Source organism: Methylobacterium sp. J-090 (genome assembly GCF_022829345.1).
In the GTDB taxonomy this organism is placed as follows: Bacteria; Pseudomonadota; Alphaproteobacteria; order Rhizobiales; family Beijerinckiaceae; genus Methylobacterium.
Genome location: NZ_JAKSXV010000098.1, coordinates 244,265 through 268,160 on the forward strand (window position 1 = coordinate 244,265; position 23,896 = coordinate 268,160).

Annotated in this window: 18 protein-coding genes; 6 read left to right on the plus strand and 12 right to left on the minus strand. The window is 71.3% G+C overall.

The features are described from left to right. Positions 1-192 precede the first annotated feature (192 nt). The 5 genes from nadC to MKK49_RS20680 form a co-directional block, all read right to left on the minus strand. A complete protein-coding gene (gene nadC, locus MKK49_RS20660; RefSeq protein WP_244031723.1) occupies positions 193-1,056 on the minus strand; it encodes a carboxylating nicotinate-nucleotide diphosphorylase in 864 nt (287 codons plus the stop codon). Positions 1,057-1,092: 36 nt separating this feature from the next. Further along, entirely contained in the window at positions 1,093-2,619 is a 1,527-nt protein-coding gene (locus MKK49_RS20665) for an L-aspartate oxidase (protein ID WP_244031725.1), read from the minus strand. Further along, positions 2,616-3,638, minus strand: a complete 1,023-nt coding sequence (nadA, locus tag MKK49_RS20670; RefSeq protein ID WP_244031727.1) for a quinolinate synthase NadA — start codon at positions 3,636-3,638, stop codon at positions 2,616-2,618. The genes MKK49_RS20665 and nadA overlap by 4 nt, the downstream gene beginning before the upstream one ends. Before the next feature lie 133 nt (positions 3,639-3,771). Continuing rightward, a complete protein-coding gene (locus MKK49_RS20675) occupies positions 3,772-4,770 on the minus strand; it encodes an NUDIX hydrolase (protein ID WP_244031729.1) in 999 nt (332 codons plus the stop codon). An 83-nt stretch (positions 4,771-4,853) separates the two neighbouring features. Beyond that, positions 4,854-5,420: a sugar O-acetyltransferase gene (locus MKK49_RS20680; RefSeq protein ID WP_244031730.1), complete on the minus strand. Its 567-nt coding sequence runs from the start codon at positions 5,418-5,420 to the stop codon at positions 4,854-4,856. 128 nt (positions 5,421-5,548) lie between these two features. Here MKK49_RS20680 and thiE point away from each other — a divergent pair, with 128 nt between their 5' ends. The 3 genes from thiE (at position 5,549) to MKK49_RS20695 (ending at position 7,827) form a co-directional block, all read left to right on the plus strand. Beyond that, positions 5,549-6,259 carry a thiamine phosphate synthase gene (gene thiE / locus MKK49_RS20685; protein WP_244031732.1) on the plus strand — a complete coding sequence of 237 codons (711 nt, stop codon included), beginning with the start codon at positions 5,549-5,551 and terminating at the stop codon, positions 6,257-6,259. 25 nt (positions 6,260-6,284) lie between these two features. After that, positions 6,285-7,091 (plus strand): bifunctional hydroxymethylpyrimidine kinase/phosphomethylpyrimidine kinase, encoded by an 807-nt coding sequence (thiD, locus tag MKK49_RS20690; RefSeq protein ID WP_244031734.1) that lies wholly within the window; start codon positions 6,285-6,287, stop codon positions 7,089-7,091. A gap of 109 nt (positions 7,092-7,200) precedes the next feature. After that, positions 7,201-7,827: a helix-turn-helix domain-containing protein gene (locus MKK49_RS20695; RefSeq protein ID WP_244031735.1), complete on the plus strand. Its 627-nt coding sequence runs from the start codon at positions 7,201-7,203 to the stop codon at positions 7,825-7,827. On the opposite strand, the gene MKK49_RS20700 is transcribed toward MKK49_RS20695, so the two are convergent. The 6 genes from MKK49_RS20700 to MKK49_RS20725 all read right to left on the minus strand — a co-directional run bounded on the left by MKK49_RS20700 (position 7,802) and on the right by MKK49_RS20725 (position 13,447). Beyond that, positions 7,802-8,326, minus strand: coding sequence for an AAA family ATPase (locus tag MKK49_RS20700; RefSeq protein WP_244031736.1), 525 nt, complete (start codon positions 8,324-8,326; stop codon positions 7,802-7,804). The two genes, MKK49_RS20695 and MKK49_RS20700, sit on opposite strands and share 26 nt — an antisense overlap. Before the next feature lie 30 nt (positions 8,327-8,356). Beyond that, a complete protein-coding gene (locus MKK49_RS20705) occupies positions 8,357-8,941 on the minus strand; it encodes an ABC-type transport auxiliary lipoprotein family protein (RefSeq protein WP_244031737.1) in 585 nt (194 codons plus the stop codon). 103 nt (positions 8,942-9,044) lie between these two features. Beyond that, positions 9,045-10,127 carry an MlaD family protein gene (locus MKK49_RS20710; protein WP_244031738.1) on the minus strand — a complete coding sequence of 361 codons (1,083 nt, stop codon included), beginning with the start codon at positions 10,125-10,127 and terminating at the stop codon, positions 9,045-9,047. A gap of 62 nt (positions 10,128-10,189) precedes the next feature. Further along, entirely contained in the window at positions 10,190-10,912 is a 723-nt protein-coding gene (locus MKK49_RS20715; RefSeq protein WP_279595683.1) for an ABC transporter ATP-binding protein, read from the minus strand. Between the two features lie 121 nt (positions 10,913-11,033). Further along, positions 11,034-12,176, minus strand: coding sequence for an ABC transporter permease (locus MKK49_RS20720; RefSeq protein ID WP_244031739.1), 1,143 nt, complete (start codon positions 12,174-12,176; stop codon positions 11,034-11,036). A 47-nt stretch (positions 12,177-12,223) separates the two neighbouring features. Continuing rightward, entirely contained in the window at positions 12,224-13,447 is a 1,224-nt protein-coding gene (locus MKK49_RS20725; RefSeq protein ID WP_244031740.1) for an MFS transporter, read from the minus strand. Between the two features lie 134 nt (positions 13,448-13,581). Between MKK49_RS20725 and MKK49_RS20730 the strand changes: the two genes are divergently transcribed. Together MKK49_RS20730 and MKK49_RS20735 are read left to right on the plus strand one after the other, a co-directional pair. Then, positions 13,582-14,562 (plus strand): hypothetical protein, encoded by a 981-nt coding sequence (locus MKK49_RS20730; RefSeq protein WP_244031742.1) that lies wholly within the window; start codon positions 13,582-13,584, stop codon positions 14,560-14,562. Between the two features lie 78 nt (positions 14,563-14,640). Next, positions 14,641-15,081, plus strand: coding sequence for a DUF1489 family protein (locus MKK49_RS20735; RefSeq protein ID WP_244031743.1), 441 nt, complete (start codon positions 14,641-14,643; stop codon positions 15,079-15,081). Positions 15,082-15,135: 54 nt separating this feature from the next. Here MKK49_RS20735 and MKK49_RS20740 read toward each other — a convergent pair whose 3' ends face one another. Beyond that, positions 15,136-23,226, minus strand: coding sequence for a hypothetical protein (locus MKK49_RS20740; RefSeq protein WP_244031744.1), 8,091 nt, complete (start codon positions 23,224-23,226; stop codon positions 15,136-15,138). Between the two features lie 286 nt (positions 23,227-23,512). Here MKK49_RS20740 and MKK49_RS20745 point away from each other — a divergent pair, with 286 nt between their 5' ends. Then, the gene (locus MKK49_RS20745) at positions 23,513-23,839 is read left to right on the plus strand and encodes an Hpt domain-containing protein (protein WP_244031745.1); all 327 of its coding nucleotides are present in this window, start codon (positions 23,513-23,515) and stop codon (positions 23,837-23,839) included. The last annotated feature ends 57 nt before the right edge of the window (positions 23,840-23,896 follow it).

The window sequence follows — 23,896 nt, forward strand, 5'->3', positions numbered from 1 at the left end:
CTCTCGAGGGCAGTCGGAATCTACGGTGGGCAGCTCGACGCACGGTACCGCGCGAGGCATGCCCAAGACGTAAACGCTGGGGTTCCAAAGCCAAGCTCTATCCGCGGTGCAGCATCGGTTGCCGCGACGTCGTGACTCCGTGGCCACACTGTGGCGCCTTGGCCGTAAGACCGTCTGGTTCAGGCCGCAGGCTCAGGCGTCGTCGAGGCCGAGATCGATGATCGGCGCGCTGTGGGTGATCCAGCCGCAGGAGATGAGATCGACGCCGGACGCCGCCACGGCGCCCACGGTCTCGCGGGTGATTCGGCCCGAGGCCTCGCTGAGGGCGCGCCCATCGATCATCCGCACGGCCTCGCGCAGCTGATCCGGGTTCATGTTGTCGAGGAGCACGGCGTCGGCGCCGACGGACAGCGCTTCCTCCAGTTGAGCGAGGGTATCGACCTCGCACTCGATCTTGACGAGGTGGCCCGCATAGGCCCGCGCCCGGGTGATGGCCGGGACGATGCCGCCGGCCACCGCCACGTGGTTGTCCTTGATGAGCACGGCGTCGTCGAGACCGAAGCGGTGATTCGAGCCGCCGCCCGCCCGAACGGCGTGCTTCTCAAGGGCGCGCAGGCCCGGCGTGGTCTTGCGGGTGCAGACGATGCGGGCCTTGCCGTGGGGTCGCGCCGCTTCGACGAGGCCCGCTGTGGCGGTAGCGACGCCGGACATCCGGCACAGGAGGTTCAGGGCGACGCGCTCGGCGGTGATGATGGCGCGGGCCGGGCCCGAGAGGCGGATCACCACGTCGCCCGGCCCCACGCGGGCGCCGTCGCCCCGCACGACCGTCACCGCCACGGCGGGGTCGATGAGCCCGAAGGCGATCACGGCCGCGTCGATGCCGGAGATCACCCCGTCCTGGCGGGCGGCGATGACGGCACTCATGGTCAGGGAGGCCGGCACGATGGCGTCGGTGGTGATGTCGCCGGCCCGGCCGAGATCCTCCAGCAGGGCCGCCCGGACGATGGGCTCGATCATCAGGCGCGGCAGGGGGACGAGGTGGAGATCGTCGGTCATGGCAGCCCTCCCGGGCGGTTCTGGCGGCGGGACGGATCAGGCGAGGACGGGCGCGTTGGTCTCGGCAGCCGCCAAGGCTTGAGCCAGTGTCGTCTCCGTATGGCGGGGTGCCACCTGATCGAGGCAGTCACTGCGCCAATGGGCGCCCCGGCTCTCCCGGCGCGACAGGGCCGAGGTGGCGACCACGAGCCCGACGAGGGCCGCGTCGCAGCCGGCCCGGGCGGCGGGGGCGAGGCGACGGACCGCTCCGGCGAGGCCGTCGGCGTCCCGCACGACACCGACACGCGTCTCCATGATGGTGCGAATTGCGGAAAGATCCGTCGCCGGTTGCGTCGGCTCGGGTTCGCGCTGGGCGGGTCCCGGTACCGGCACGGCCGTGATGGCCTCGGCGATCCAGGGCGCGAACGCCATGGCCTCGAGGAGCGAGTTGCTGGCGAGGCGGTTGGCGCCGTGCAGGCCGGTGGAGGCGACCTCGCCGCAGGCGAACAGGCCCGGCACGGTGCCGGCCCCGGCCGCATCTACCTTCACGCCGCCCATGTGGTAGTGGGCCGCCGGCCGCACGGGAATCGGCTGACGCTGCGGATCGATGCCGGCCGTTGCGCACAGGCCCGCCACCGTGGGGAAGCGCGCGGGCATCCGGGCGCCGAGGGCGCCCCGGCAATCGAGGAAGACGCCGGCACCCCGGCCCTGCGCCTGGAAGATCGCCCGGGCGACGACGTCGCGCGGCGCCAGATCCCCACCGGCGATGCCGGCCATGATCGGAGTCCCCTCGGCATCGACGAGCCGCGCGCCCTCGCCGCGCAGGGCTTCGGTGGCGAGCGGCATCGGATCGACGCCGACCGCGATGGCGGTGGGGTGGAACTGCACGAACTCCATGTCGCGCAACGTGGCCCCCGCCCGGGCCGCCAGGGCGAGGCCGGCCCCGGTGGCCCCGCGCGGGTTGGTGGTGGAGGCGTAGAGCGCACCGATGCCGCCGGTGGCGAGCACCACGGCACGGGCCGGCAGGCGCAGGCGCGTGCCGGCCCGCTCGCACACCACGCCCGCGATCGCCCCGTGGGCATCGCGCATGAGGCTGCGGGCGTGCGCCACCACCACGTCGATGGACGGCGTGGCGGCCACGGCCCGCACCAGGGTCTCCAGCACGAGGCGACCGGTGGAATCGCCGCCCGCCCGCACAATGCGGCGGCGGGAATGGGCGGCCTCGAGGCCGAGGGCGAGGCCACCGGCCGCATCCCGGTCGAAGGGCGCGCCGAGCGCGACGAGCCAGTCGATGAGGCCGGGGCCGGCCGCCGCGACGCGCTCGGCGACATCCCGTTCCGTCAGGCCGGCGCCCGCCGCGAGGGTGTCGGCGGCATGGAGGGTGGGGACATCGTCCTCGCCCATGGCGGCGGCGATGCCGCCCTGCGCCCAGCCCGTGGCGGTGCCGAGCCCGAGGGGGCTCGCCGTGACGAGGGTGACAGGGCGGGGCGCGAGGCGGAGCGCCGTTGCGAGGCCGGCGACGCCGGCCCCGATGACGACGACGCGGTCGGCGCGCGCGAAGGAGAAGGGCGCGTGCGCGTTCATCGCGGCCGCACCGCGAGCATGCGCTCCACCGCCAGGCGCGCGCGGTCGGCCAACTCGGGCTCCACAGTGACCTCGTGGGTCAGGGTCTCCAGGGCGTGGCGGATGTTCTTCAGGCTCATGCGCTTCATGTGCGGGCACAGGTTGCACGGCTTGATGAACTCGATGTCGGGGTTCGCCGCCGCGATGTTGTCGCCCATGGAGCACTCGGTCACGAGCACCACCTGCCGAGGGCGTTTCTCGGTCACGAAGTTCATCATCATCGCGGTCGAACCGGAGAAATCCGATTCGGCCACCACGTCGGGCGGGCATTCCGGGTGGGCGATGACGGTGACGCCGGGGTAGCTCTCGCGCACAGCGTGGATGTCGGCCGGCGTGAACTGCTCGTGGACCTCGCAATGGCCGGCCCAGGTCAGGATCTCAATCTCCGGCACGAGGGCCTGGACGTTCTGGGCCAGGAACTCGTCGGGAATCATCAGGACGCGGGGCGCGTTGAGCGAGCGCACCACGTCGACGGCATTGCCCGAGGTGCAGCACAGGTCCGACTCGGCCTTCACGGCGGCCGAAGTGTTGACGTAGGTCACGATGGGCACGCCGGGATACTTCTCCCGCAAGCCCCGCACGTCGGCGGCGGTGATCGAATCGGCGAGCGAGCAGCCGGCGCGCATGTCCGGGATCAGCACGGTCTTGCCCGGGTTCAGGAGCTTGGCAGTCTCGGCCATGAAGTGCACGCCGGCGAGCACGATCACGTCGGCATCAACCGTCACGGCTTCGCGGGCGAGCGCCAGGCTGTCACCGACGATGTCGGCCACCGTGTGGAAGATCTCGGGCGCCTGGTAATTGTGCGCCAGGATGACGGCGTTGCGCGTCTTCTTCAGCTCCAGGATCGCCGCCACGTCGTCGGCCAGCGCCGGCCATTCGATGGCGGGCACGTGCCGGCTGACCCGCGCGTAGATGTCGGGCAGGGGCAGGCCGGGATACGCCGAGGGCGCCGGGGATATCGGGAAACTAGTGGCCGCCATGGATGCGTCCTCACTTATGCTCAAAGTGAGCATTGTGCCGACTAACGTAGGGGTCCCGTGCCCCGTTGTCCAGATATGCTGGACTTGAGCATAACGGTTTTGCGACGCACTTCTTTATGGTGCGATGCGATTGTCAGACCGGCCGTTTGGCCGGTCTCAGGCGGAAACCCGGGGCCGGGCGTTCGAGCAGGACTTCCCGGCGGAACCGCACGAGGCGTGCCGGCCGGCCGGTGGCGCCGCTGGTGACGCCGTCGGTCTCCTCGACCAGTCCCTGCTGCGCCACGAGCCGGCGGAAGTTCTGCTTGTGCAGGTTGGTGCCCGACAGGGCCTCCACCGTCCTCTGAAGCTGGAACAGGGTGAAGGTCGGCGGCATCAGCTCGAACACCACGGGGCGGTACTTGATCTTGCCGCGCAGGCGCCCGATGGCGGTGGCGAGCACCCGGCGGTGATCGAACGCCATCGGCTGGCCCGTCACCGCGATGTCGGCCGGGCTGGCCGCCCCCGACTGGCCCCGCGCCTCGGGGATGAGGCCGGCCTCGAACAGCAGCTCGTATCGCTCCAGCACGCGCTCCTCGTTCCAGGCACCGTCGCACAGGCCGAAGGTGAGGCTCAGGCGATCCTCGCGCCGGCGCTTCAGCTTCGCATCACCGGTCTCGCCCGCCCAGGCCAGGAGCTTCCGCTCGATCTCGGACAGCGCCGCCGGTCGGCCCTCGCGAAAATCCTCCCAGGGCAGGTAGCGGTACCAGTTGCGCCAGGAGGCCTCGGCGAGGCCGGCGGGCCGGACCTCGCGCACCAGGGCGAGGTAGGCCACGGAGAGGGAGTGGAGCCCATGGGCTTCGTCGCCCTGCCGGTCGCGGTCGCCGAAGGTGTAGAGTTGCTCGACGTAGCCGAGTCGCTGATGGGTCTGGCGCTCCACCCAGGCGCGCAGGCCCCGCTCCAGGGTCGGGTGCTCCGGCACGAGGGGGCCGGCGGGCAGGCCGACGGAGCGGCCGGCGGCCTGGCCGTCGACCTGGACCGTCAGGGCACGCGGTTCCCCGTCCGTGGCCGCCACGATGACGGCGACGAGCCCGACGGCGGACGGGTTGGGAAGCGCGTCGCTGTCGCGCCCCTGCGTGTCCTTCACCGTCGTCACCGTATTCGCCCCTCGGTCTCGCACCCCATGCTCATGGCATATCGCGTCGCCTTGATGAACGGCCAAACGGCGCGGCCGATGGCTCAGGCCGGCTCACGCCGGGGCAGGGGCCGGGCGGGGTTGCCCACGACCGTGTCGCCCTCGGCGACGTCCCGCGTCACGACGCTGCCGGCCCCGATGATGGCGTGATCGCCCACCGTCACGCCCGGCAGGATCAGGGCGCCGCCGCCGATCCAGACGTTGCGGCCGATGTGAATGAGTCTGGCGAATTCGAGACCGGCTTCCCGGGACGCGGCATCGCGGGGATGGTCGGCCGTGAGGATCTGCACGCCGGGACCGATCTGCGTCCGCGCACCGATATGGACGGGGGCGCAATCGAGGATGACGCAGCCGAAATTGAGGAAGACGTGGTCCTCGAGGGTGATGTGCTGGCCGTAATCGCAGTGGAAGGGCGGCCGGACGACGGCGCCCTCGCCGACGGCGGCGAAGATCTCGCGCAGCAGATCGCGTCGGTCGGCGGGCGACAGGCCGAGCGCCGCATTGTAGCGCACCATCCACGCCTTGCAGGCGTGGGCATCGGCCTGAATCTCGGGATCGTCGGGGTGGTAGAGATCTCCGGCGAGCATCTTCTGTTTTGGCGTGCGTTCCATCTGGGTTCGATCCTCTCCCCTTGGGCCGGTCAACGCTCTCCCGTCGGCCAAGCTCCCATCCGTGTGCCTTTGCGGTCCGGGCCCGCACCCGTAAGACGGTGCGGATAGGGGCGATCGGGGAGAACGACGTGATCGGACGGGATGACGCGCAGGCGCGAACGGCGCCGGTGGATCTGCGCCTCTACGGCATCCTCGATACGGGCGTCTGCGGAACCGATCCGGCACACCTCGCCGCCATGGCAGCCGCGGCGGCGCGGGGCGGCTGCACCCTGCTCCAGTACCGCGAAAAGACGATCGCCGATGCCCGCGCCGCCCTGGCACGTATTCGGGCGATCCACGAGGCGCTTAAGGGTAGCGGCGTGCCGCTCCTCGTCAACGACCGGGTTGACCTTGCCCTGGCAGGGGGGGTCGAGGGCGTGCATCTCGGCCAGTCCGATCTGCATCCCTCCGATGCGCGGCGCCTCCTCGGGCGCGCGGCCATCGTCGGCCTGACCCTGAAGACCGGTGCGCAGGCCGACGAGCTCTACCGTCTACCGGTGGACTACGGCTGCATCGGCGGCGTGTTCGCCACCACCAGCAAGGACAATCCCGACCCACCGGTGGGCCTCGACGGCCTCGGCCGCATCCTATTCCGGGGCCGCCTCGCGCGCGGTCAGGGCTTCCCCATCGGCGCCATTGCGGGCATCGATTCGAGCAATACCGCCGCCGTCATCGGTGCCGGGGCGGACGGGGTCGCGGTCATCTCGGCCCTGTTCGCCGGGGAGGATGCAGAGGCGCGGGCGCGCGACCTGCGCCACCGGGTGGATTCGGCCCTCGCCGGGCGCGGCGTCACCCGATAGACTGATCTGAACCGTGAGACACGCCATGACCCCCATTGCCGTCACCATCGCGGGCTCGGATTCGGGCGGGGGCGCCGGCATCCAGGCGGATCTGAAGACCTTCGCGGCCCTGCGCGTCTACGGCGCCAGCGTCGTCACGGCGCTCACGGCCCAGAACACCCTGGGCGTTCAGGGCATCCACGACGTGCCGGCGGACTTCGTTGCGGCGCAGATCGACAGCGTGTTCAGTGACCTCGGCGTGACGGCCGTGAAGATCGGGATGCTATCCCAGGTCGCCACCATCGAGGCCGTGGCGGCGGGCCTGCGCCGGCACGCGCGCGGCATTCCCGTGGTGCTCGATCCGGTGATGGTCGCGACGAGCGGCGACCGGCTCATCTCGGAGGATGCCGTCGAGGCCCTGCGCCGCCTGCTCCTGCCGCTCGCCGACCTCGTCACGCCCAACCTGCCCGAGACCGGGACGCTCATCGGCGCCGAAGCTCCGGCGAGCGAGAACGAGGCGGTGGCCCAGGCCCGCCGGCTCCTGGTCCTCGGCGCCCGGGCGGTGCTGGTGAAGGGCGGCCACGGGCAGGGTGACGAGAGCGTCGATCACCTCCTCTGCGCCGACGGGACGCTGCGCCGGTTCGCGGCCCCCCGGGTCGCCACCCGCAACACCCACGGCACCGGCTGCACCCTGTCGGCGGCGGTGGCAGCGGGCCTCGCCCGGGGACTCCCCCTCGTCGAGGCGGTGGCGGCGGCCAAGCGCTACCTCACGGCGGCCCTGCAGGCCGCGGATTCCGTGCCGGTCGGTCGCGGCCACGGACCGGTCCACCATTTCCACGCGCTCTGGACGTGACACGGCCACCTCCCAGAACCACGCTCCGGCTTGCGCACCTCTGAGAATTGCGTTTGAAGTACCGCACGTTCGTTCGATGTACGGAACGATGCGGCGGATGACAGGGACCATGGACGATCAGGCAACGATCCCCGAGCGGCGGCAGCGGGACATCCTGACGGGAGCCCAGGTGCTCTCGGGGCAGCTCGGCAAGACGATCCAGCGGCTGCGCAAGGCCTACAACCTCTCGCTCTCGGAGCTCGCCGAACAGTCGGGGGTCGCCAAGTCGATCATCTCCCAGATCGAGCGCAACGAGACGAACCCGACGCTCGCCACCATCTGGCGCCTGAGCCAGGCCCTCGACGTCTCCATCGAGCGGGTGCTGGCCACGAGCGACGAAGAGCCCTTCATCGAGAAGACCTCGCGGGCCGACACGCCGATCCTCGTCTCCGACGACGGCAAGGTGCGGCTCGCCATCGTCGGCTGGATCAAGACCGTCGAGTGGCTGCAATGGTACGAGGTGACGGCCGATCCGGGCGGCATCCTCGATTCCGACCCGCATCAGCGCGGTTCGGTGGAATCCCTGACGGTGACGGCCGGCCAGCTCGAAGTCGAGGTCGCCGGTACCGTCCAGCGCGCCCGCACGGGCGAGACCCTGCGCTACCGCTGCGACCGGCCTCACACGGTGCGCTGCATCGGCCCGGAATCGGCCAAGGCGATCATGGTGGTGATCATGAAGGCCGCCGTAATGGAATGAGGCTGTCCAGCGCCTGCCAGGGAAAGCGGGCGTCCCGGCCGCGAAGAACGATCTGGAGTCCGTTAAACGCGGCCACTCGATCAAGCATTTTGGTGCGAGACGTGACGTTCCAGTTCCAGGCGAAACGGAGGAACGCCCAGTCCAGTCGCTCGACGCACCCCAGGGCAGCATCCTGCCGCACTCGGCCCCATTGGCTCAAGCTTCGACGCACGATCCGGTAGATCGCCAAGCTTCGGGGTACATCGAGGTAGACGACGGTGTCAGCGCGGCTCAAACGCGATTCGATCGTTCCAGTGTAATTCCCGTCGATCACCCAGGCCGGCCGCGAAACGATATCCTCTACGGCATGGGCGAACTCCGCATCCGGAACGCGGACCCAGCCGGGTCGCCAGAACGCTTGGTCGAGATGGAACACCGGTAACCCATTGGCCTCCCCGATCCGGCGGGCCAACGTCGATTTTCCGCTACCCGGCGGCCCGAAGACGAGGATGCGCTGCATAGACCGGCAGTGCCTTGGCTTTGCGGCGCCTCAACGCCCGGAATTCACCCACACCACCATCTCGCCGAGGACGCGGGCCAGGGCCGCGTCGAGCCCGACGGCGGCGGAGCCGACATCGACCTTCGCCACGGGGATGCGCGCCGTGAACACCCGCGCGGACACGACCTTGCCGGTGCCTTCGGCGACGATCTTGGCCGATAGGTCGACCACCGCCTCGCTGGAGCCGGCGGCGATGTCGAAGGCGCGGATCTCCGAGATCAGCTGGAAATCCGAGACGATCTTGTCGCCCGGCCGGCTCACGGATTTCAGGCGGCCGGAATTTTCCAGGCTCTGGATCAGGCGGGTCTGGATCAGGCGCGGCAGGCGGTCGGCCCATTGTGCGCCGCCGAGGAAGGACAGGGCGCCGCCGGGCTCGCGCACGATGATGCGGTCCGCCTCGAACGGCTGGATGCCAACGGGTTCGGCCACGGTGACGGAGCGCGCGGACGCGCTCGTCCGGCCGGTGGGCGGCAGGGCGGCGAGGTCGAAGGTGAGGGGCACGGCGCCGCCGCAGCCCCCGAGGGCGGCGGCGAGCAGGCTCACGCCGAGGGCGAGGGCCGGTGTGGATTGGGTCATACGCGATCCGGACTTCGCAGCGTGACAGGCTGCGGACCGTAAACTACGGCAAAGCTCGTTTCGTGCCGTGCGCCGGGACACGCTCATCCCGGCCGAGCTGCATTCAGCGGCCACCGTTGTATTCCGGCAACGACGGCTTGCCGCCGAAGATCACCTGGCTCGGGTCGCGCTCGAGGTTCTTCACCGTGCGGTTGAGGGTGTTGAGGGTGCGCTGCCCGTCGGTGGACAGGGCCTCGACCTCGCGCCGACCGGTCCCGCTCAGGCGGTTGAAGCTCGTGGCGATGTTCGAGGTCCGCTTGTCGAGGTTCTCGCTGAGGGTCCGGAACGCCTTGCCGGCGTCGCGCACGGAGATGGCGGCCTCGCGCACTTCGGTGAAGGTGCTGGTGCCGGCCGAGCCGGAAGCCGAGCCCAAAAAGCCCTCGGCGCCCTTCAGCACGGCATCGACGCGGTCGGCCGAGGCGTTGAGCTTGGCCATCATTCCGCGCGCGTCCTTGAGGGCGCCCTCGATGTCCGGGCTGCCGGCGGCCAGCGCCGCCGAGAAACGGTCGGCGTTGTCGATGACCCGGTTGAGCTTCTGCCCGTCGATGGCCTTCACGAGGCCGCTCACCGCCGGGCCGGCATCCGCGAGGGTCTTCGAGAACGCCTCGACGTTGGCGAGGGTGCGGGTGATGGCGCCCTCATTGCCGGCCACAACCTTGTCGAGGCGCTGGAGCACGTCGTCGGCGCGCTGGGCGATCTGCTTGGCCGCCGCCATCATGTCCTGGATGTCGGAGTAATCCGCGAAGATCGTCGGCATCTGATCGCCCGTGCCGGTGCCGAGGACCGGCGCGTCGGCGTTGCCGCCGGACAGCGAGATGGTGGAGACGCCCGTCAGCATCGCCGAATCGAGCCGGGCGCGGGTGTCGGCGCGCAGGGGCGTGGTGCGGTCGACCTCGACCACGGCGACGACCCGGCGCGGGTCCTGCGGCAGCAGGCGCACATCCGTCACCTCACCGACCTTGATGCCGTTGAACGCCACCGTCGAGCCCTTGGCCAACCCCCCGACGCTGCCGGAGAAGACGATCCGCACCGCCTGCCGGACCTGGCTGCGCGAGCCGCCCTGCAGCCAGAACACGAAGCCGAAGGCGGCGACCAGCACGGCGAGGGTGAAGGCGCCGATCAGGGCGTAGTTCGCACGAGTCTCCATGGGATCAGCGAATGCCCGGGTTCGTGGCGGATGTGCCGTGCGTCACCGCACGGTGGATGGGATCAGGCCGCGGCATGGCGCAGGCCGTTCGAGACCACGGCGCGGCCGCGCTTGCCGTGGAAGTAGGAGCGCAGCCAGGGATGGTCGCTTTCCAGCATCTCTTCAATGGTGCCCTGCGCGATGATCTGGCCGTCGCCCAGAGCCGCGATGCGATCGCAGGCGGTGTAGAGGCTGTCGAGGTCGTGGGTGACCATGAACACGGTCAGCCCCAGGGTCTGCTTCAGGGTGGCGACGAGTTCGTCGAACTCGCCGGCGCCGATGGGATCGAGGCCCGAGGTCGGCTCGTCGAGGAACAGGATCTCGGGGTCGAGCGCCAGGGAACGGGCCAGGGCCGCGCGCTTGATCATGCCGCCGGAGAGTTCGGACGGCAGCTTGTCGGCGGCGTCCGGCTTGAGGCCGACCATCTCGATCTTGAGGCGCGCGAACTCGTCGAGCAGGCGCTCGGACAGGTTGAGGTGCTCGCGCATGGGCATCTGGATGTTCTGCTTGACGGTGAGCGCCGAGAACAGCGCACCCTGCTGGAACAGTACGCCCCACCGCTGCTCGATCTGCCGGCGCCGGGCCACGGTGAGGCCGTCCACGTCCTCGCCGAACACGGTGATGCTGCCGGAGCGCTTCGGCACGAGGCCGAGGATGGTCCGGGTCAGCACCGACTTGCCCTGTCCCGAAGGACCGACGAAGCCTAAAATCTCGCCCCGGCGGATGTCGAGGTCGAGGCCCTTCATCACGATCTTCGAGCCGAAGCCGACCACGAGGTCGCGGACACGGATGATCGCATCCGGCGCGGCGTCGGGCCTGTGTTCACGGGTCGGCCGCTCGGCCTGGGCGAGTTCGGTCTGCACGGGGTCAGAAATCGATTGCCGCGAAGAAGACAGCGAAGAGTCCATCGAGCACGATGACCATGAAGATTGACTTCACGACTGAGGCCGTGACGTGGCGACCCAGCGATTCGGCCGAGCCCTCTACGGCGAAACCCTCGATGGTCGCGATGATCCCGATGATGAGCGCCATGAACGGCGCCTTGATGAGCCCCACGGCGACGTGGTGGAACGACACCGCCACCTGAAGCCGCGCGAGGAACGCCTCCGTGGTCATCCCGCCGTAGAGGGCCGCCGTGAGGCCGCCGCCGGCGAGCGCCGCGAGGGAAGCGAGGAAGGCGAGGATCGGCAGCCCGACGACGAGGGCAAGGATGCGCGGGACGATGAGGATCTCGATGGGATCGAGGCCCATGACCCGCAGGGCGTCGACCTCCTCGCGCATGCGCATCGAGCCGATCTCCGCCGTGAAGGCCGACCCGGAGCGGCCCGCCACCATGATCGAGGTGAGGAGGACCCCGAGCTCGCGCAGGATGAGGAGACCGATGAGATTCACGACGAAGCTCTGCGCGCCGAAGCGCTGGAGCTGGAAGATGCCCTGCTGGGCGACGATGCCGCCGACGAGGAACGAGATGAGGACGATGATCGGCACGCCCCGGAAGGCGACCTGATCGAGCTGGTTGACGAACGCCGTGCCGCGGAATGTCCCCGGCCGCGTCGCTACGCGGATGCAGGCGGTGACGACCTCCCCGAAGAAGGCGAGGCCAGTGACGAGGTCCGAGCGGGCGCCGACCACGCGCACGCCGAAATCGTGCAGGAACCCGATCATCCGGCCGCGCGGCGCCGGACCGGGCTCGGCCGCGGGCAGCTTGACCTCGGCGAGCAGGATGCGATGCTCGGGGCTGGCGCCCGCATAGGCGAGACGGCCGCCCGCGGCCTCGATCTCCGCCCGGGTCCGCTCCAGCACCCAGGCGCCGAGGGTATCGAGGCGGGTCACGCCCGTGAGATCGACGACGATGGAGCCCCGCTCGGCATCGCGAAAGATCGCGGCGGCGGCGGCCTCGACGGCGTTGCCCTGGTCGACGGTCCATCGCCCGCGCAGGGCGATGCGTCCGCCGGTGAGGGCGGAGGCGTCGGCGGCGTCCGGGTTCGACAGGGCATCAGCGGTCGGCACGACACGCCACTCCGTTCCACACGTCCCCCGTTCCTCACAGGTTAGGGTTACGCAATCGTATCCGGGTGCTGACGGACAAAGGCGGCGCTGTGAAGACGCCCGTCACGCGCGAGGCGCGCGGCGCGTGCCGTCAGGCACAGGCCGAGCACGGCGAGCGGGGCCATCAGACCGAAGGCGAGGGGGCCGCCGCCCTGGCCGTAGGCGAGCCCGCTCATGAGGGTCGCGCAAGCGGACGCGAGGGCGTTGGTGGCACTCAGCGTTCCCTGTGCCCGGCCGCGGGCGCCCTCGGGGGCGAAGCGCGACACCGCCGCCATGGCGCCGAGCTGCGTCGCGCCGAAGCTGAACCCGTGCAGGGTCTGGAGGCAGACGACGGCGCCGAGGGAATCGCCATAGAATACCATACCGACGGCCCGCACGGCACCGGCCGCCGCGCCGAGGCCGAGGAGGCGGAACGGCGTGCGCCAAGCTTCCCGGCACAGGCCGATGCCGGCGAACAGGACGATCTCGGCCAGCACCCCGATGGCCCACAGGGCGCCGATCCAGGGGGCCGAAAAACCGTGAATGCTCCAGTGGATGGAGGCGAAAGCGTAGAGCGCCGCGTGGCTCGCCTGGATCGCCGCGCCGGCCGCGATGGTGAGCCAAAGGATAGGGGGCAGGGGGATGCGGGCCGCCTTCGTGGTTGGGACGGATGCGACGGGGAGTTCCAGGCGGACACCGGCGCAGACGGACGCGGCGACGAGGGCGAGGGCCGTAGTGAGGAGCGGCACGGCGAGATGCTCGCCGAGAACACCGAGCGCCGCCCCGCCGGCGAGGTTCGCGGCCAGGAACGCGATGGAGCCGGCCATCCGGATGCGGGCGTAGTCGAGGCGGGCGCTGCGGCGCACGGCGGCGAGCGTCAGGTAGTCGATGCTCGGCACCAGGGGCGCCCCCGCGGCGGCGTTGAGGGCGATGAGGAGCGCCAGCACCGGCCAGCCCAGCGCCGCGCCCGCCGGCATCAGGGCGTAGGTGGCGGCCAGGGCGAGGCTTCCGGCGACCAGGAGGGCGCGCGCGCCGACGCCCCGGTCGATGAGGCCGACCAGCGGTGCGGTGGCGACGATCTTGACCGCGATGGGCAGCGCCAGGAGCGCCCCGATGATCCCGGCTTCGAGCCCCAGGGCGTTCAGCCACACCGGCATGAACGGCATGGCGATGCCGATCTCGACGAAGACCACGGCGTAGAGGCTGGCGAGCCGGAACGGGCTCGGCTCGGGTGGAAAGGCGGCGTGGGACACGTCGATCGGGGGGCGCGAGACATTGCGGAGAGGCCGAACCCGTAAAGCCCGCGTTAAAACCATGGTGTCAATGATCCGGGATGCGCGCGGTCGCCCCTTGTGGCGAGCGCGGCAACCCGAGGACCCGGATCTTCATGTCGCGTTCCCGCTCGCTGACGTCCATCGACGTTTCGGAATACGATCGCATCGAGACGGCGATGTCCGAGAGCGCACGGGGGCGCTGGTTCCTCGACGAGTACGCCCGGCGCACGCGGGGCGAGGATACGCAGACCGTGCTGGGCGCCATCGCCCGCCTCGAAACCGTCGTCACCAGCGAGCGCGACGGCTCCCACGTCGGGCGCATGCGCGGCGACCTCATGGACATGGCGGGCGCCATCGCCCGCACCAAGGCCGAGATCGCCGCCCTCGGCACGCCCGACCACGAGACCAGCCGCCTCGGCGGTGCCTCCATGGCCCTCGACGCCATCGTACGCTCCACGGAGCGGGCGACCTCCGACATCCTGGGCGCGGCCGAGGACGTGCAGGAGACCGCCTGGACCCTGCGCGAGTCCGGCTCCGACGCCGCCCTGTGCGATGCCCTCGATCAGCGCGCCACGGAGATCTACACGGCCTGCTCGTTCCAGGATCTCACGGCCCAGCGCACGGCGCGCATCATCCACACCCTGCGCTACCTCGAGGAGCGCGTCGCCTCGATGATGGCGATCTGGGGCGACAGCCTCGACACCGTGCCGCCCGCCCCCGGCGAGTCCGCCTCGGCCGAACCCGTCGACCTGTCCCAGAGCGACGTCGATCGCTTCATCGACGCCGCCGCCCCCGTCGCGGCAGCGATGGCGTCCCTCGACCTCGACGATGCGGCGTTGGATTTTCGGGAGACCGAATTGGAGTCCCCAACCGCTCCGGAGGTCGTTTCGGAGGCTGCCCCATCGCCGTCTTCCCCCGAGGAGGCTCGCGCCGAAACGCCGGCGGCGTCGGATGCGCCGATTCCGGTCCAGGAGGCCGCCGCCGAGCCGGACGCCGTCCCGAATCAGGACGTCAATCCCAAGAAGGACATCGCCGCCGCCTTCGCCGACATCGATGCTCTCTCGGAAGACGAGAAACTCGCCTTGTTCTCGTGAGGGTGCGGCGTCGCGGCTCGGAGTTTTCTGTCGAAGCCCCAGGTTCGCCGTGCGGAAGAACCCATTAGGAGAGCGATCATGGCTCTCCATCTCCTGAAGCTGAGCGTCGGTCCCGCGACGATCGCGGACCTCGAGGCGCGCATCGCCCAGAACCGGGCCGAGGCCCTGGCCCAGGGACGTGACACCACGCCCTCGCACGTCACCCGCATGGTGCCGACGCGGATGCGGGAGATCGTCGGCGGCGGGTCGATCTACTGGGTGATCAAGGGCACGCTCATCTGCCGCCAGACCATCGCGGCCATCACGCCGTTCACGGGCACCGACGGAATCGGCCGCTGCCGCCTCGTGCTCGATCCCGTGGTGGTTCCGGTCTCGCCGCGCCCGTGCCGTCCTTTCCAGGGCTGGCGCTACCTGAAGGCCGAGGACGCCCCGGCAGACCTCGACGGCGCGACCGCCGGCGACTTGGCGGAGATGCCCGAATCCCTGCGCCGCGAACTCGCCGGCCTCGGACTCATCTGATCCGCCACCGCGCAGGCTCCCCCTCGTCGGGTGGGGGGAGCCTCGACCCCGGGCTCACGCTCCCTCGAAGCGGCCGCTGGCATGGGCCAGCATCGTGTAGACCTTTCCGGTCTCCGAGGTGAGGTAGGCGTCGGCGCGCTTGGAATCGCGGTCGTTTCGGGAGACGTCCGCCATCAGGCGCTCGAACTCGGCGACGTAGCGGTCCACCGTGCGGCGGAAATCGGCATCCCCCGCGTAGCGGCGACGCACCTCCTCGAAGGTCTGCCGACCCTGCGCCGTGTAGATGCGGCGATCGAACAGGTTCGGCTCGCCCCGGCGGTAGCGCTCCCACAGGTCCACGGCCGTGCGGTGGTCGATCATCTTGGCGATATCGGCCGAGATGGTCTCCAGGGCCGTGCGCCCGCGCTCGGCCGTCGCCTTGTCCGTCGGGTTCTTCGCCTCGGCCGCTCCCTTCGCGACGGGGGCGGTGGCGGCCTGCGGTCCGGCCTCGGCGTTCTCGCCGTCGTCGTCGAGGGACGCGCGGGTCAGGAGGTCGGAGAGCCAGCCGCGGTCTCCGGCCTTTCCACCGGTGGCCTGCGCGCGCTGGGCCTCACCCGTGCGGGCGGCCACGTTGGCCGGACGCCCGGCCGGAGCCGGCACGATGGTCATCGACTGGGTCGCCTTCGGTGCCGCCGGGGCGGGAGCCCGGACCGGGGCCTTGGCCGACGGCGCGGGAACCGATGGCGCGGGCGTCGGCTGGACCGGAGCCGCCTGGGCCGGGCTCGGCGGGGTCGCGGGCGGGCGGGCGACATCGACGCTGCGGTCGGTGCGGGCGACCAGGGTCGTCAACTCGCCGAGCGCCTTGATCTGGTCGGAGACGACCCGGCGCATCTCACCGGTGGCGTCCTGGGTCTCGCGCGGCAGGTCGAGGACGCCGCGCTGGATCTCGGCGCGGGTGGCGTCGAGTTCGCGACGGATCTCGGTCGCCATCTCGCGCAGGCCCGTGACGGATTCACCGAACCGGCCCGAGGCGGTCTCGAACACCGCCATCATCTGGCGCGACGCCTCGTCGATGGCCACGCGCACGGCCTGTGCCGTCCGCTCGCCCTGGGTGTCGGCGCCCGAGCGCAGGCCTTCGAACGCCTCGACCACGCGGGCGCCGGCGCCCTGTGCGGTCTCGGCCAAGCCGCTGCCGATGGTGCGGGCGCGCTCCTCGGCCGCGCGCAGGGTCTTCTCGATCATCACGTCGAAGCGCGCGGTCTCGGCCTCCAGGGAGCCCGAGCGCTCGTCGATCCGGGCGAGCACTCCCTCGATGGCGCCGCCCCGTGCCGCCAGGACTTCGGAGAGGCGGACCTCGGCCGTCTCCAGGGAGCCGGCGGCTCCCGTCAGGGCCGCCGCATGGGTCTGCCCGAGGTCGCCCAAGGTTCGACCGCTGGCATCGAGGGAGGCAGCGAGTTCGGCCGCCTCGCGCAGGGCCCCCTGCGCGACCGCCTTGAGCTGCCCGACCTGCTCGGCGACGCCACGGCTCGCCCGCTCGGTCTCGCTGGCAATGGAGCCCAGGGCTTCCCGCACCTGCTCGATGCGGGCGGCGAGGCCCGTCTCGATGCTGCCGAGGTTGTCGCCCGCGCCTGCCAGGAGTTCGGTGAGCGCCGCGTTGGCGCTCTCGACGCGCTGGAGCACACCGCCGACATCGTGGCGCAGGGCGTCGTTGGCCTGAGTGAGAGTGGCGATGGCGCGCGAGGCGCCGCCGTCGATGGCCGCCAGCAGGGATTCAGCGGAGGCCTGCGAGCGGGCCTCGAGATCGGCCGTGCGCTGGCGGATCGCCTCGACCAGGGGCGCGCCGGTCTCGGCGAACGCCCGCTCGATGGCGTGGCCACGCTCGGTCAGGGCCTCGACCAACTCGGCGGCCGGACCGTCGACCACGGCGCGCAGGCGCTCGGACTGCGTGGCGATGGCCGTGACGACGTCCGAACCGCGTCCGTCGAGGGTCTCGACGAGGCTGCCGCCGCGCTCCTCGATGGCGCGGGTGATGGTCTCCGCGCTGTCGGCGAGACGCTGGGCCAGGGACTGGCCGCGCGCCTCGACCAAAGCAGCCAACGCCGTGGAGCGGCGGTCGAACGCCTCCGTCATCGCCGAATTGCGGCCGTCGATGAGGCTGGCCACGGCTTCGTTGCGCTGGTCAAGCGCGGAGGCGAGGGCGGCGGCATGGGCCTCGGCGAGGGCCGCATGACGGCCGACGCGCTCGTCGAAGGCCGACAGCATCGCCGCGCTGCGCTCGTCGACCAGGGTCGCGTAGGCGTCCTGGCGGTCGTCGAAGGCCGCAGCCAGGGCATCGCCGCGCGAGGCGACGAGGGAAGCGAACACCTTCATCCGGCTGTCGATGCGGCTGGTGAAGGCCTCGCTGCGGGCATCGACGGCCTGGGTGAGGGCGGCGCCTTCCGCCTCGATGGTCCGGGCGAGACCGGCCGCGCGGCCTGAGATGAGGGCGTCGAGGGCGCCGAGGCGCTCGTCGAACACCGTAGCGAGGGCCTGCGTCTTCGCATCGACCTGATGGGTGAGGGCACCGGACCGGCTGTCCACGATCCCGTCGAGGCGGGCCAGCCCCTCGTCGAACAGCGAGGCGAGGGTGCGGGTGCGCTCCTCGACGCGGTCCGTGAGGGAGCCGGCGCTGTCGCCGACGAGCCCGTCGAGGACCCTGAGACGCTCGTCGAACAGGGCAACGAGGGCGTGGGTGCGGGCGTCGACCCGGTCGGTCAGCGTCTCGGCACGGCTGTCGACGAGTCCGTCAAGGGCCGTCAGCATCTCGTCGAACAGGACGCGCAGGCCCTGGGTCCGGTTGTCCACCGATTCGGCGAGGCGCGTGCCGCGTCCTTCGACGAGGCTGTCGAGGGCCTGGAGGCGCTCGTCGAACAGGGTCGTCAGGGCGCGGGTGCGCGCGTCGACCCGGTCGGTCAGGGCGTCGGTCCGGCTGTCCATGAGCCCATCGACGGCGGCGAGCATCGCATCGAACTGGGCGCGCAACCCCTCGGTCCCGCTCTCCATGGACCGGGCGAGGCCGGCGCCGCGTCCCTCGACGAGGTCGTCGAGGTGCTTCAGGCGCTCGTCGAACAGGCTCGACAGGGCCTGAGTCCGCGTGTCGATGGCATCGGTGACCTGGGCGCCGCGCCCCTCGACGATCTGGCCGAGGAGGCCGATGCGGTGATCGAACATGGCGGCGAGGCTGCGGGCGCGGCCATCCACGGTCTCCGCAAAGCCGCCGCTGCGGCGCTCGACGAGGTTGTCGAGGTCACCGATCCGGGTGTCGAACAGGGTGGAGAGGGCCTGGATACGCTCTTCGACAGCCGCGGCGAAGCCGCCGCCATCCCCGTTCACCAGGGCCTGGAGTTGGCCGATGCGGGCATCGAACGCCGTGACGAGGGCCCGGATCTGTGTCTCCACGGCATCGTGGAGACCCGAGCCGTGCTGGTCCACGACCGCGTCGAGGCGACCGATGCGCGCGTCGAACAGGGCCGCGAGGGCTTGCGCGCGGGTATCGAGGGCCAGGCCGATCTGCTGGCTGCGACCGTCCACGAGATCGGACAATCCGCCGAGATGCTCGTCGAACAGGCTCGCGAGGGCGCGGGTGCGCTCCTCGAGGGCTCGGCCGATCTGCGAACCGTGCCCGTCCACCAGGGCGTCGAGGCTGCCGAGACGCTCGTCCAACAGGGCCGCCATGGCGTTCGTCCGCGCGTCGATGGCGTCGGTGACCTGGGCGCCGCGTCCCTCCACGACCTGCCCAAGGAGGCCGATGCGGTGGTCGAACAGGGCGGCGAGGGTGCGGGCACCACCATCCACGGCCTCGGCGAGGCCGCCGCTGCGGCGCTCGACGAGGCTGTCGAGTTCACCGATGCGGGCGTCGAATAGGGTGGAGAGGGCCCGGATGCGATCATCGATGGCCGTGGCGAAGCCGCCGCCGTCCTGATTCACCAGGGCATCGAGCCGCCCGATCCGGTCGTCGAAGGTCGTGGCCAGGGCGTGGGTGCGTGCCTCGACGGCCTCGGCGAGACCCGTGCCGCGCTGCTCGACGACCTCGTCGAACTGGCCGATGCGCTCGTCGAACAAGGCTGCCAGCGCCCGGGTGCGGGCATCGACGGCGCCGACGGCGCTGCCGAGACTCGCCTCGATGGTCTCGACGAAGCGGCGGCCGCGCAGGTCGAGGTTATCCTGGAGCGGCGCGAGCCGGTCCTCGAAGCTGGTGCCGAGGGTCTGCGCGTGGGTGTCGAGCAGCGCGCGGATCTCACCCGTGCGGTCGTCGAGGAGCTGATGGACCGTGCGGACGCCCTCGTCGAGGAGCGAACTGATGTCCGAGGTCCGCCCGTCGAGGGTGCGGCCGAGGCGGCCTTCGCCCTCGCCCAGCAGACGATCGGCCTCGGCCACGACTTCGCGCAGGCGGGCCAGGATGGTCTCGCCGCGGGTTTCCAGCAGGGTGCCCAGGGCGTTGCTGCCGGAGTCGAGCAGCCGGGCGAGCTCGGTGATCCGGCTACCCAGAGCCCCGAACACGGCACGGCCCTTCTCGTCGAGCTCGTTGCCCATGGCGGCGGTGCGCTCGTCGATGAGGCGGCCGAGATGGTCGGCGCGCTCGGAGAAGGCGTCGCGGATGCCCTGCGCCTGCTGCGACAGGGCCGTGTTGGCCCCGCCCGTGCGCTCGACGATCATATCCACGAGTTCGCGGGTGCGGGCGGCGAGATCCTCGTCCACGGCGCGGGTACGGCTCTCGATGAGGCGGATCGCCTCCATGGCCTGGGTGCCGAAGGTCTCGTCGATGAGGCGGCTGCGCTCCTCGAGGGTGGCGCCGATCGCCTCCAGGCGGGACAGGATTCCGGTATCGAAGCGCGCGGCGCCCTCGTCGAGGCGCAGGGCGAGGTCGCGGGTCTGGCCGTCGAGGCGGTCGGTGATCTCCGCCGCGCGGGCGCCCAGCGCATCGCCGAGGCTGAGGCTGCGGGTGGCGATGTCCTGCGCCATGGTGTCGGCGCGGGCATCAAGGACCTGGACGAGGTCGCGTCCGCCCTCGGTCATGATCCGGGCCATCTCGGCCGTGCGCAGGATCAGGGCTTCGTTCAGCGCCGTGGCGCGCGAGCCGAGCTGGCCATCGATATGGGTGACGAGGTTCGAGAAGGTCTCGCCGATCTCGGCGGTGCGCTTCGCGCCGCGCTCCTCGAGGGCGCCGAGCTGGGTCTCGAGGGCCTCGCGGGCCTCGCGGGTGCGCGCGCCGATGGTCTCCGCCACGGCCTGGCCGCGCACGGTGATGATCCGGTCCATCTCCTCGAGCTGGCCGCCCACGGTCTCGGTGAGGGCGGTGGTGTCGCGGGCGATACGCTCGGCGATGATGTCGCCCCTCGCGATGGTGTCCTGAAGCGCGGCGAGGCGATCGGTGAACACGGTCTCGATGGCGTCGGCCCGGGTCCGGGTGGTCTCGCTGAAACGCTCGCCGGACGCGCCGAGGGCGTCGCTAACCCGGGCGCCCTGCGCCGTGATGGCCAGCACGATGTCGCGGCCCGCCGTGGCCAGCTGCGAATGCGCCTCCTGAGTATGGGCGGCGATGAGATCGCCGAGGGTGCGGCCGTGGTTGCCGAGGGCCGCCTCGGCGTCGCGGACGCGGGCACCGAGGTCGCCGCCAATCCCCTGCGCCGCGCGGTCGATGATGCCCGCCGCCTCGCCGGCGCGCACGGACAGCTCGGCGTTGATCTCTTCGAGAGTCCGGCGCAGGGCCGCGACGGAGGCCTCGGTGCGGTCGGCGACATCGCCGCCGACGCCGTCGGCGAGTTGGCGGAGCAGAGCGGCGGCCTGCTCGGTGCGGCTCGACAGCTCGCTCGCGGTGGCGGCGAGACGGCGCTCGAAGATCTCGACAGCCTCGACGGTGCGGGCTTCGAGTTCGCCCGTCGCGCCGGCCGACGAGCGGCGCAGGGACTGAGCGGCCTCGGCCGCGCAGGCACCAAGGGCGACGGTGATCTCCTCGGCGCTGCGACGCAGGGTCTCCGTCGCCTCCAGGGTCCGGGCGCCGAACTGGCCATCAAGGGTCGCGGCGGTGGCCTCGAGGGTCGAGACCGTCTGCCTGGTGCGGGCTTCGAGCGCATGGCCGAGATCGGACAGGAGCCGGTCGACCTGCGCCGTCGCCTCGCGGGTCCGCTCGGCGATGAGGCCACCGACGCGGTCGCCGGTGACCGCGAGGGCGCTTTCGAGGCCGCTGCCCCGGACGGTGACGGTCTCGTGCAGCTGGCCGGCCAGGGCCTCGATGCGCGACGCCAGGGCGCCGCCGCTGCTGTCGATGCCGCTGGTGATGTCGGCGACGGAGCGAGCGAGCCCCTGGCGCACGGCCTCCGCACGGGAATCCAGGGTCTCGATGAGACCGCTCGCCGTCAGGGCGAACCCGGCCTGAGCGTCGCGGCCACGGGCCTCGATGAGGTCGGCGATGCCGCCGCCCTGGACCGTGATGGTCTCGTGAAGGCGACCGGTCACGGTCTCGATGCGGTCGGCCAGGGCGCCGCCGTTGCGATCGACGAGGGTGGCCGCTTCCTCGACGGAGCGCATGAGGTTCTCGCGCAGAGCGTCGGCCCGTGTGCCGAAATCCTCGATGACGCCGCTGGCGGCCCGGGCGAGCTGCTCCTCGGCCTCGCGGCCGCGTGCCACGATGGCGTCGGAGACGCCGCCGCCGACGGTGGCGATGTCCTGGGTCAGGGTCGAGCCCGTGGCGGCGAAATGCGCGCGCAGGGCGTCGCCGGTCTCGGCGAAGCGGGCGGTGATCTCGCCGCCTGTGGTCGAGAACTGGGCCGTCAGCTCGCCGCCCCGCGCCAGGAAGGCGTTCTCGAGACCGCGGGCGGAGTCCTCGAAGGTCTTGCGGACCGCGCTGCCCTCGCGGTTGAGGGTCTCGATCACCTCGGCGCCGGTCTGGGCGAGGGTGCGGGCGACGTCGCCGGCATTGGCAGCGAGGGTGGTGGTGAGGAGGCCCCCGGTGCGCTCGAAGGCCTGGGTGACCTCCTCGGCGCGGCTCTCCAGGGACTGGGTGAGAGCCGTTCCGACCTCCGACAGGCTGCCGCGCACGCCCTCGCTGGTCGCGGCGAGGCGCTGCACGAGGTCGTCGCCCCGGTCCGTCACCAGGCCGACGACGCGGTCGCCCGCCTCGGCGAGGGCCGCCGTAATGGCGTCGCCCCGGTCGCCCAGCGCCGTGGTGATGGCTTGTCCGCGCGCGTCGAGGGCGCCGGTGACGCGCTCGCCCGCGTCCGTCACCGCCGCGACGATGCGCTCGGCGGCACCGTCGAGCTCCTGCGTCAGGTTCTGGTGCGAACCCGTAATGGCCCCCCTCACGCGCTCGGCGTTCGCGACGATGGATTCGCGCTGGGCGACGAGTTCGTCGACGAGGGAGCGGATGCGGATCTCGTTCTCCGAATAGGCCCGCTCCAGGGTGGCGATCTCGCCGCGCACCAGGGTCTCGAGCTCACCGGCACGGGCGAGCGCCCGCTCGACGCCGTCGCCGACGGCGGCGACTTCGCGGCGAACGGTCTGCGACATGGTCAGCACGGCGTCGGTGGAGAAGTTCTCGGGCTCGGCGAGGCGAATGGCGACTTCGCCCACGGCACGCGCCACGAGGCGCATCTCCTGGGCGCGCACGGCCAGCATCGCCATGATGAAGAACAGCACGACGGGGCCGAGGAGGGCCGTGGCCGCCACCGCCGATTGCAGGGCCGTGAGCCCGTGCGCGTAGGTCTTCAGGTCCCCGCCGGACTGGCTCCAGGCCAACCCCAGCAGGCAGGCGAACCACACCGCCGAGACCACGGCCGCGACGAGGTAGGGCAGGGGTGACGGGCGCACCCGCAGAGTCTGCTGCAGGATGCCGATGTTCTGGCGATCGTCGTTGGCCACCAGCGAGCGGTCGGGCGGCAGCAATCCACCTTCGCGGCGGGGGCGGGTGCGGTCCGGCGGCGGCAGGTCGGAGGCCAAGGGCTCGTCGAGGCGGGGCGGCAGGGTTCGGCCGCTCGGATCGAGGAGCGGATCACCGTCGCCGACATCGGGAAGGCGCGGTTCGACGCGGGATTCGGAGGTGTCGGGCGTGAGCATGTCGAGGTTGAGAGCCTGCTCGATCGCGGACAGAGCTGCCTCCGCCGGATCCTTGAGCTTCTTTTCCGTGGCCATGCAACGCCTCGTCACGCGCGATCTCCCGCATCGGCCGCGCCCGGCGAAGGAGATCATTTTACCAATTTACCAAACGAACTTTAGACATCGCCGCGGAGGCCGGATACCCGACCCGGCGCGTCCGCCGCAAAAACCTTAACGGAATGGTTACCAAGGCCGAGGCCCGGTGCTCCGCCGTCGGCTTTATCCATGGGCCCGCAATGCTTAAACGCAAACCAAGGGCGGCGCCGCGCCTGTGGATAGGGCCGCCCGGACATAGCCTCCCGATCCCCACTGAAAAGCACCCGTGACACCTCTCGACCAGACACCCCTCGACCACGACCACCTCGCCCGACAGACCTTCGGCGACGCGGAGCTCGCCCGCGACCTCCTGATGCTGTTCGCCGGTCAGTGCCAGCGCCTCCTGTCGGAAATCCTCGATCCGTCTCGGCCCATGGCGGAGCGGGCGGACCTCGCCCATACCCTGAAGGGCTCGGCCCTCGGTGTCGGCGCCGGGCGCGTGGCGGCGGCGAGCGCCGCCGTGGAAGACGCCCTGCGCGCCGGCCGCGATCCGGGGACCGCTCCCCTGGCGGAGGCCGTCGCGGCGGCACTTCAGGCAATCCCGAACGGGTGACCGGAGCGAACCCGTCGCAGTGGTTGGAATGGAACGGCGCGGCGTGTCCCGCGTAAG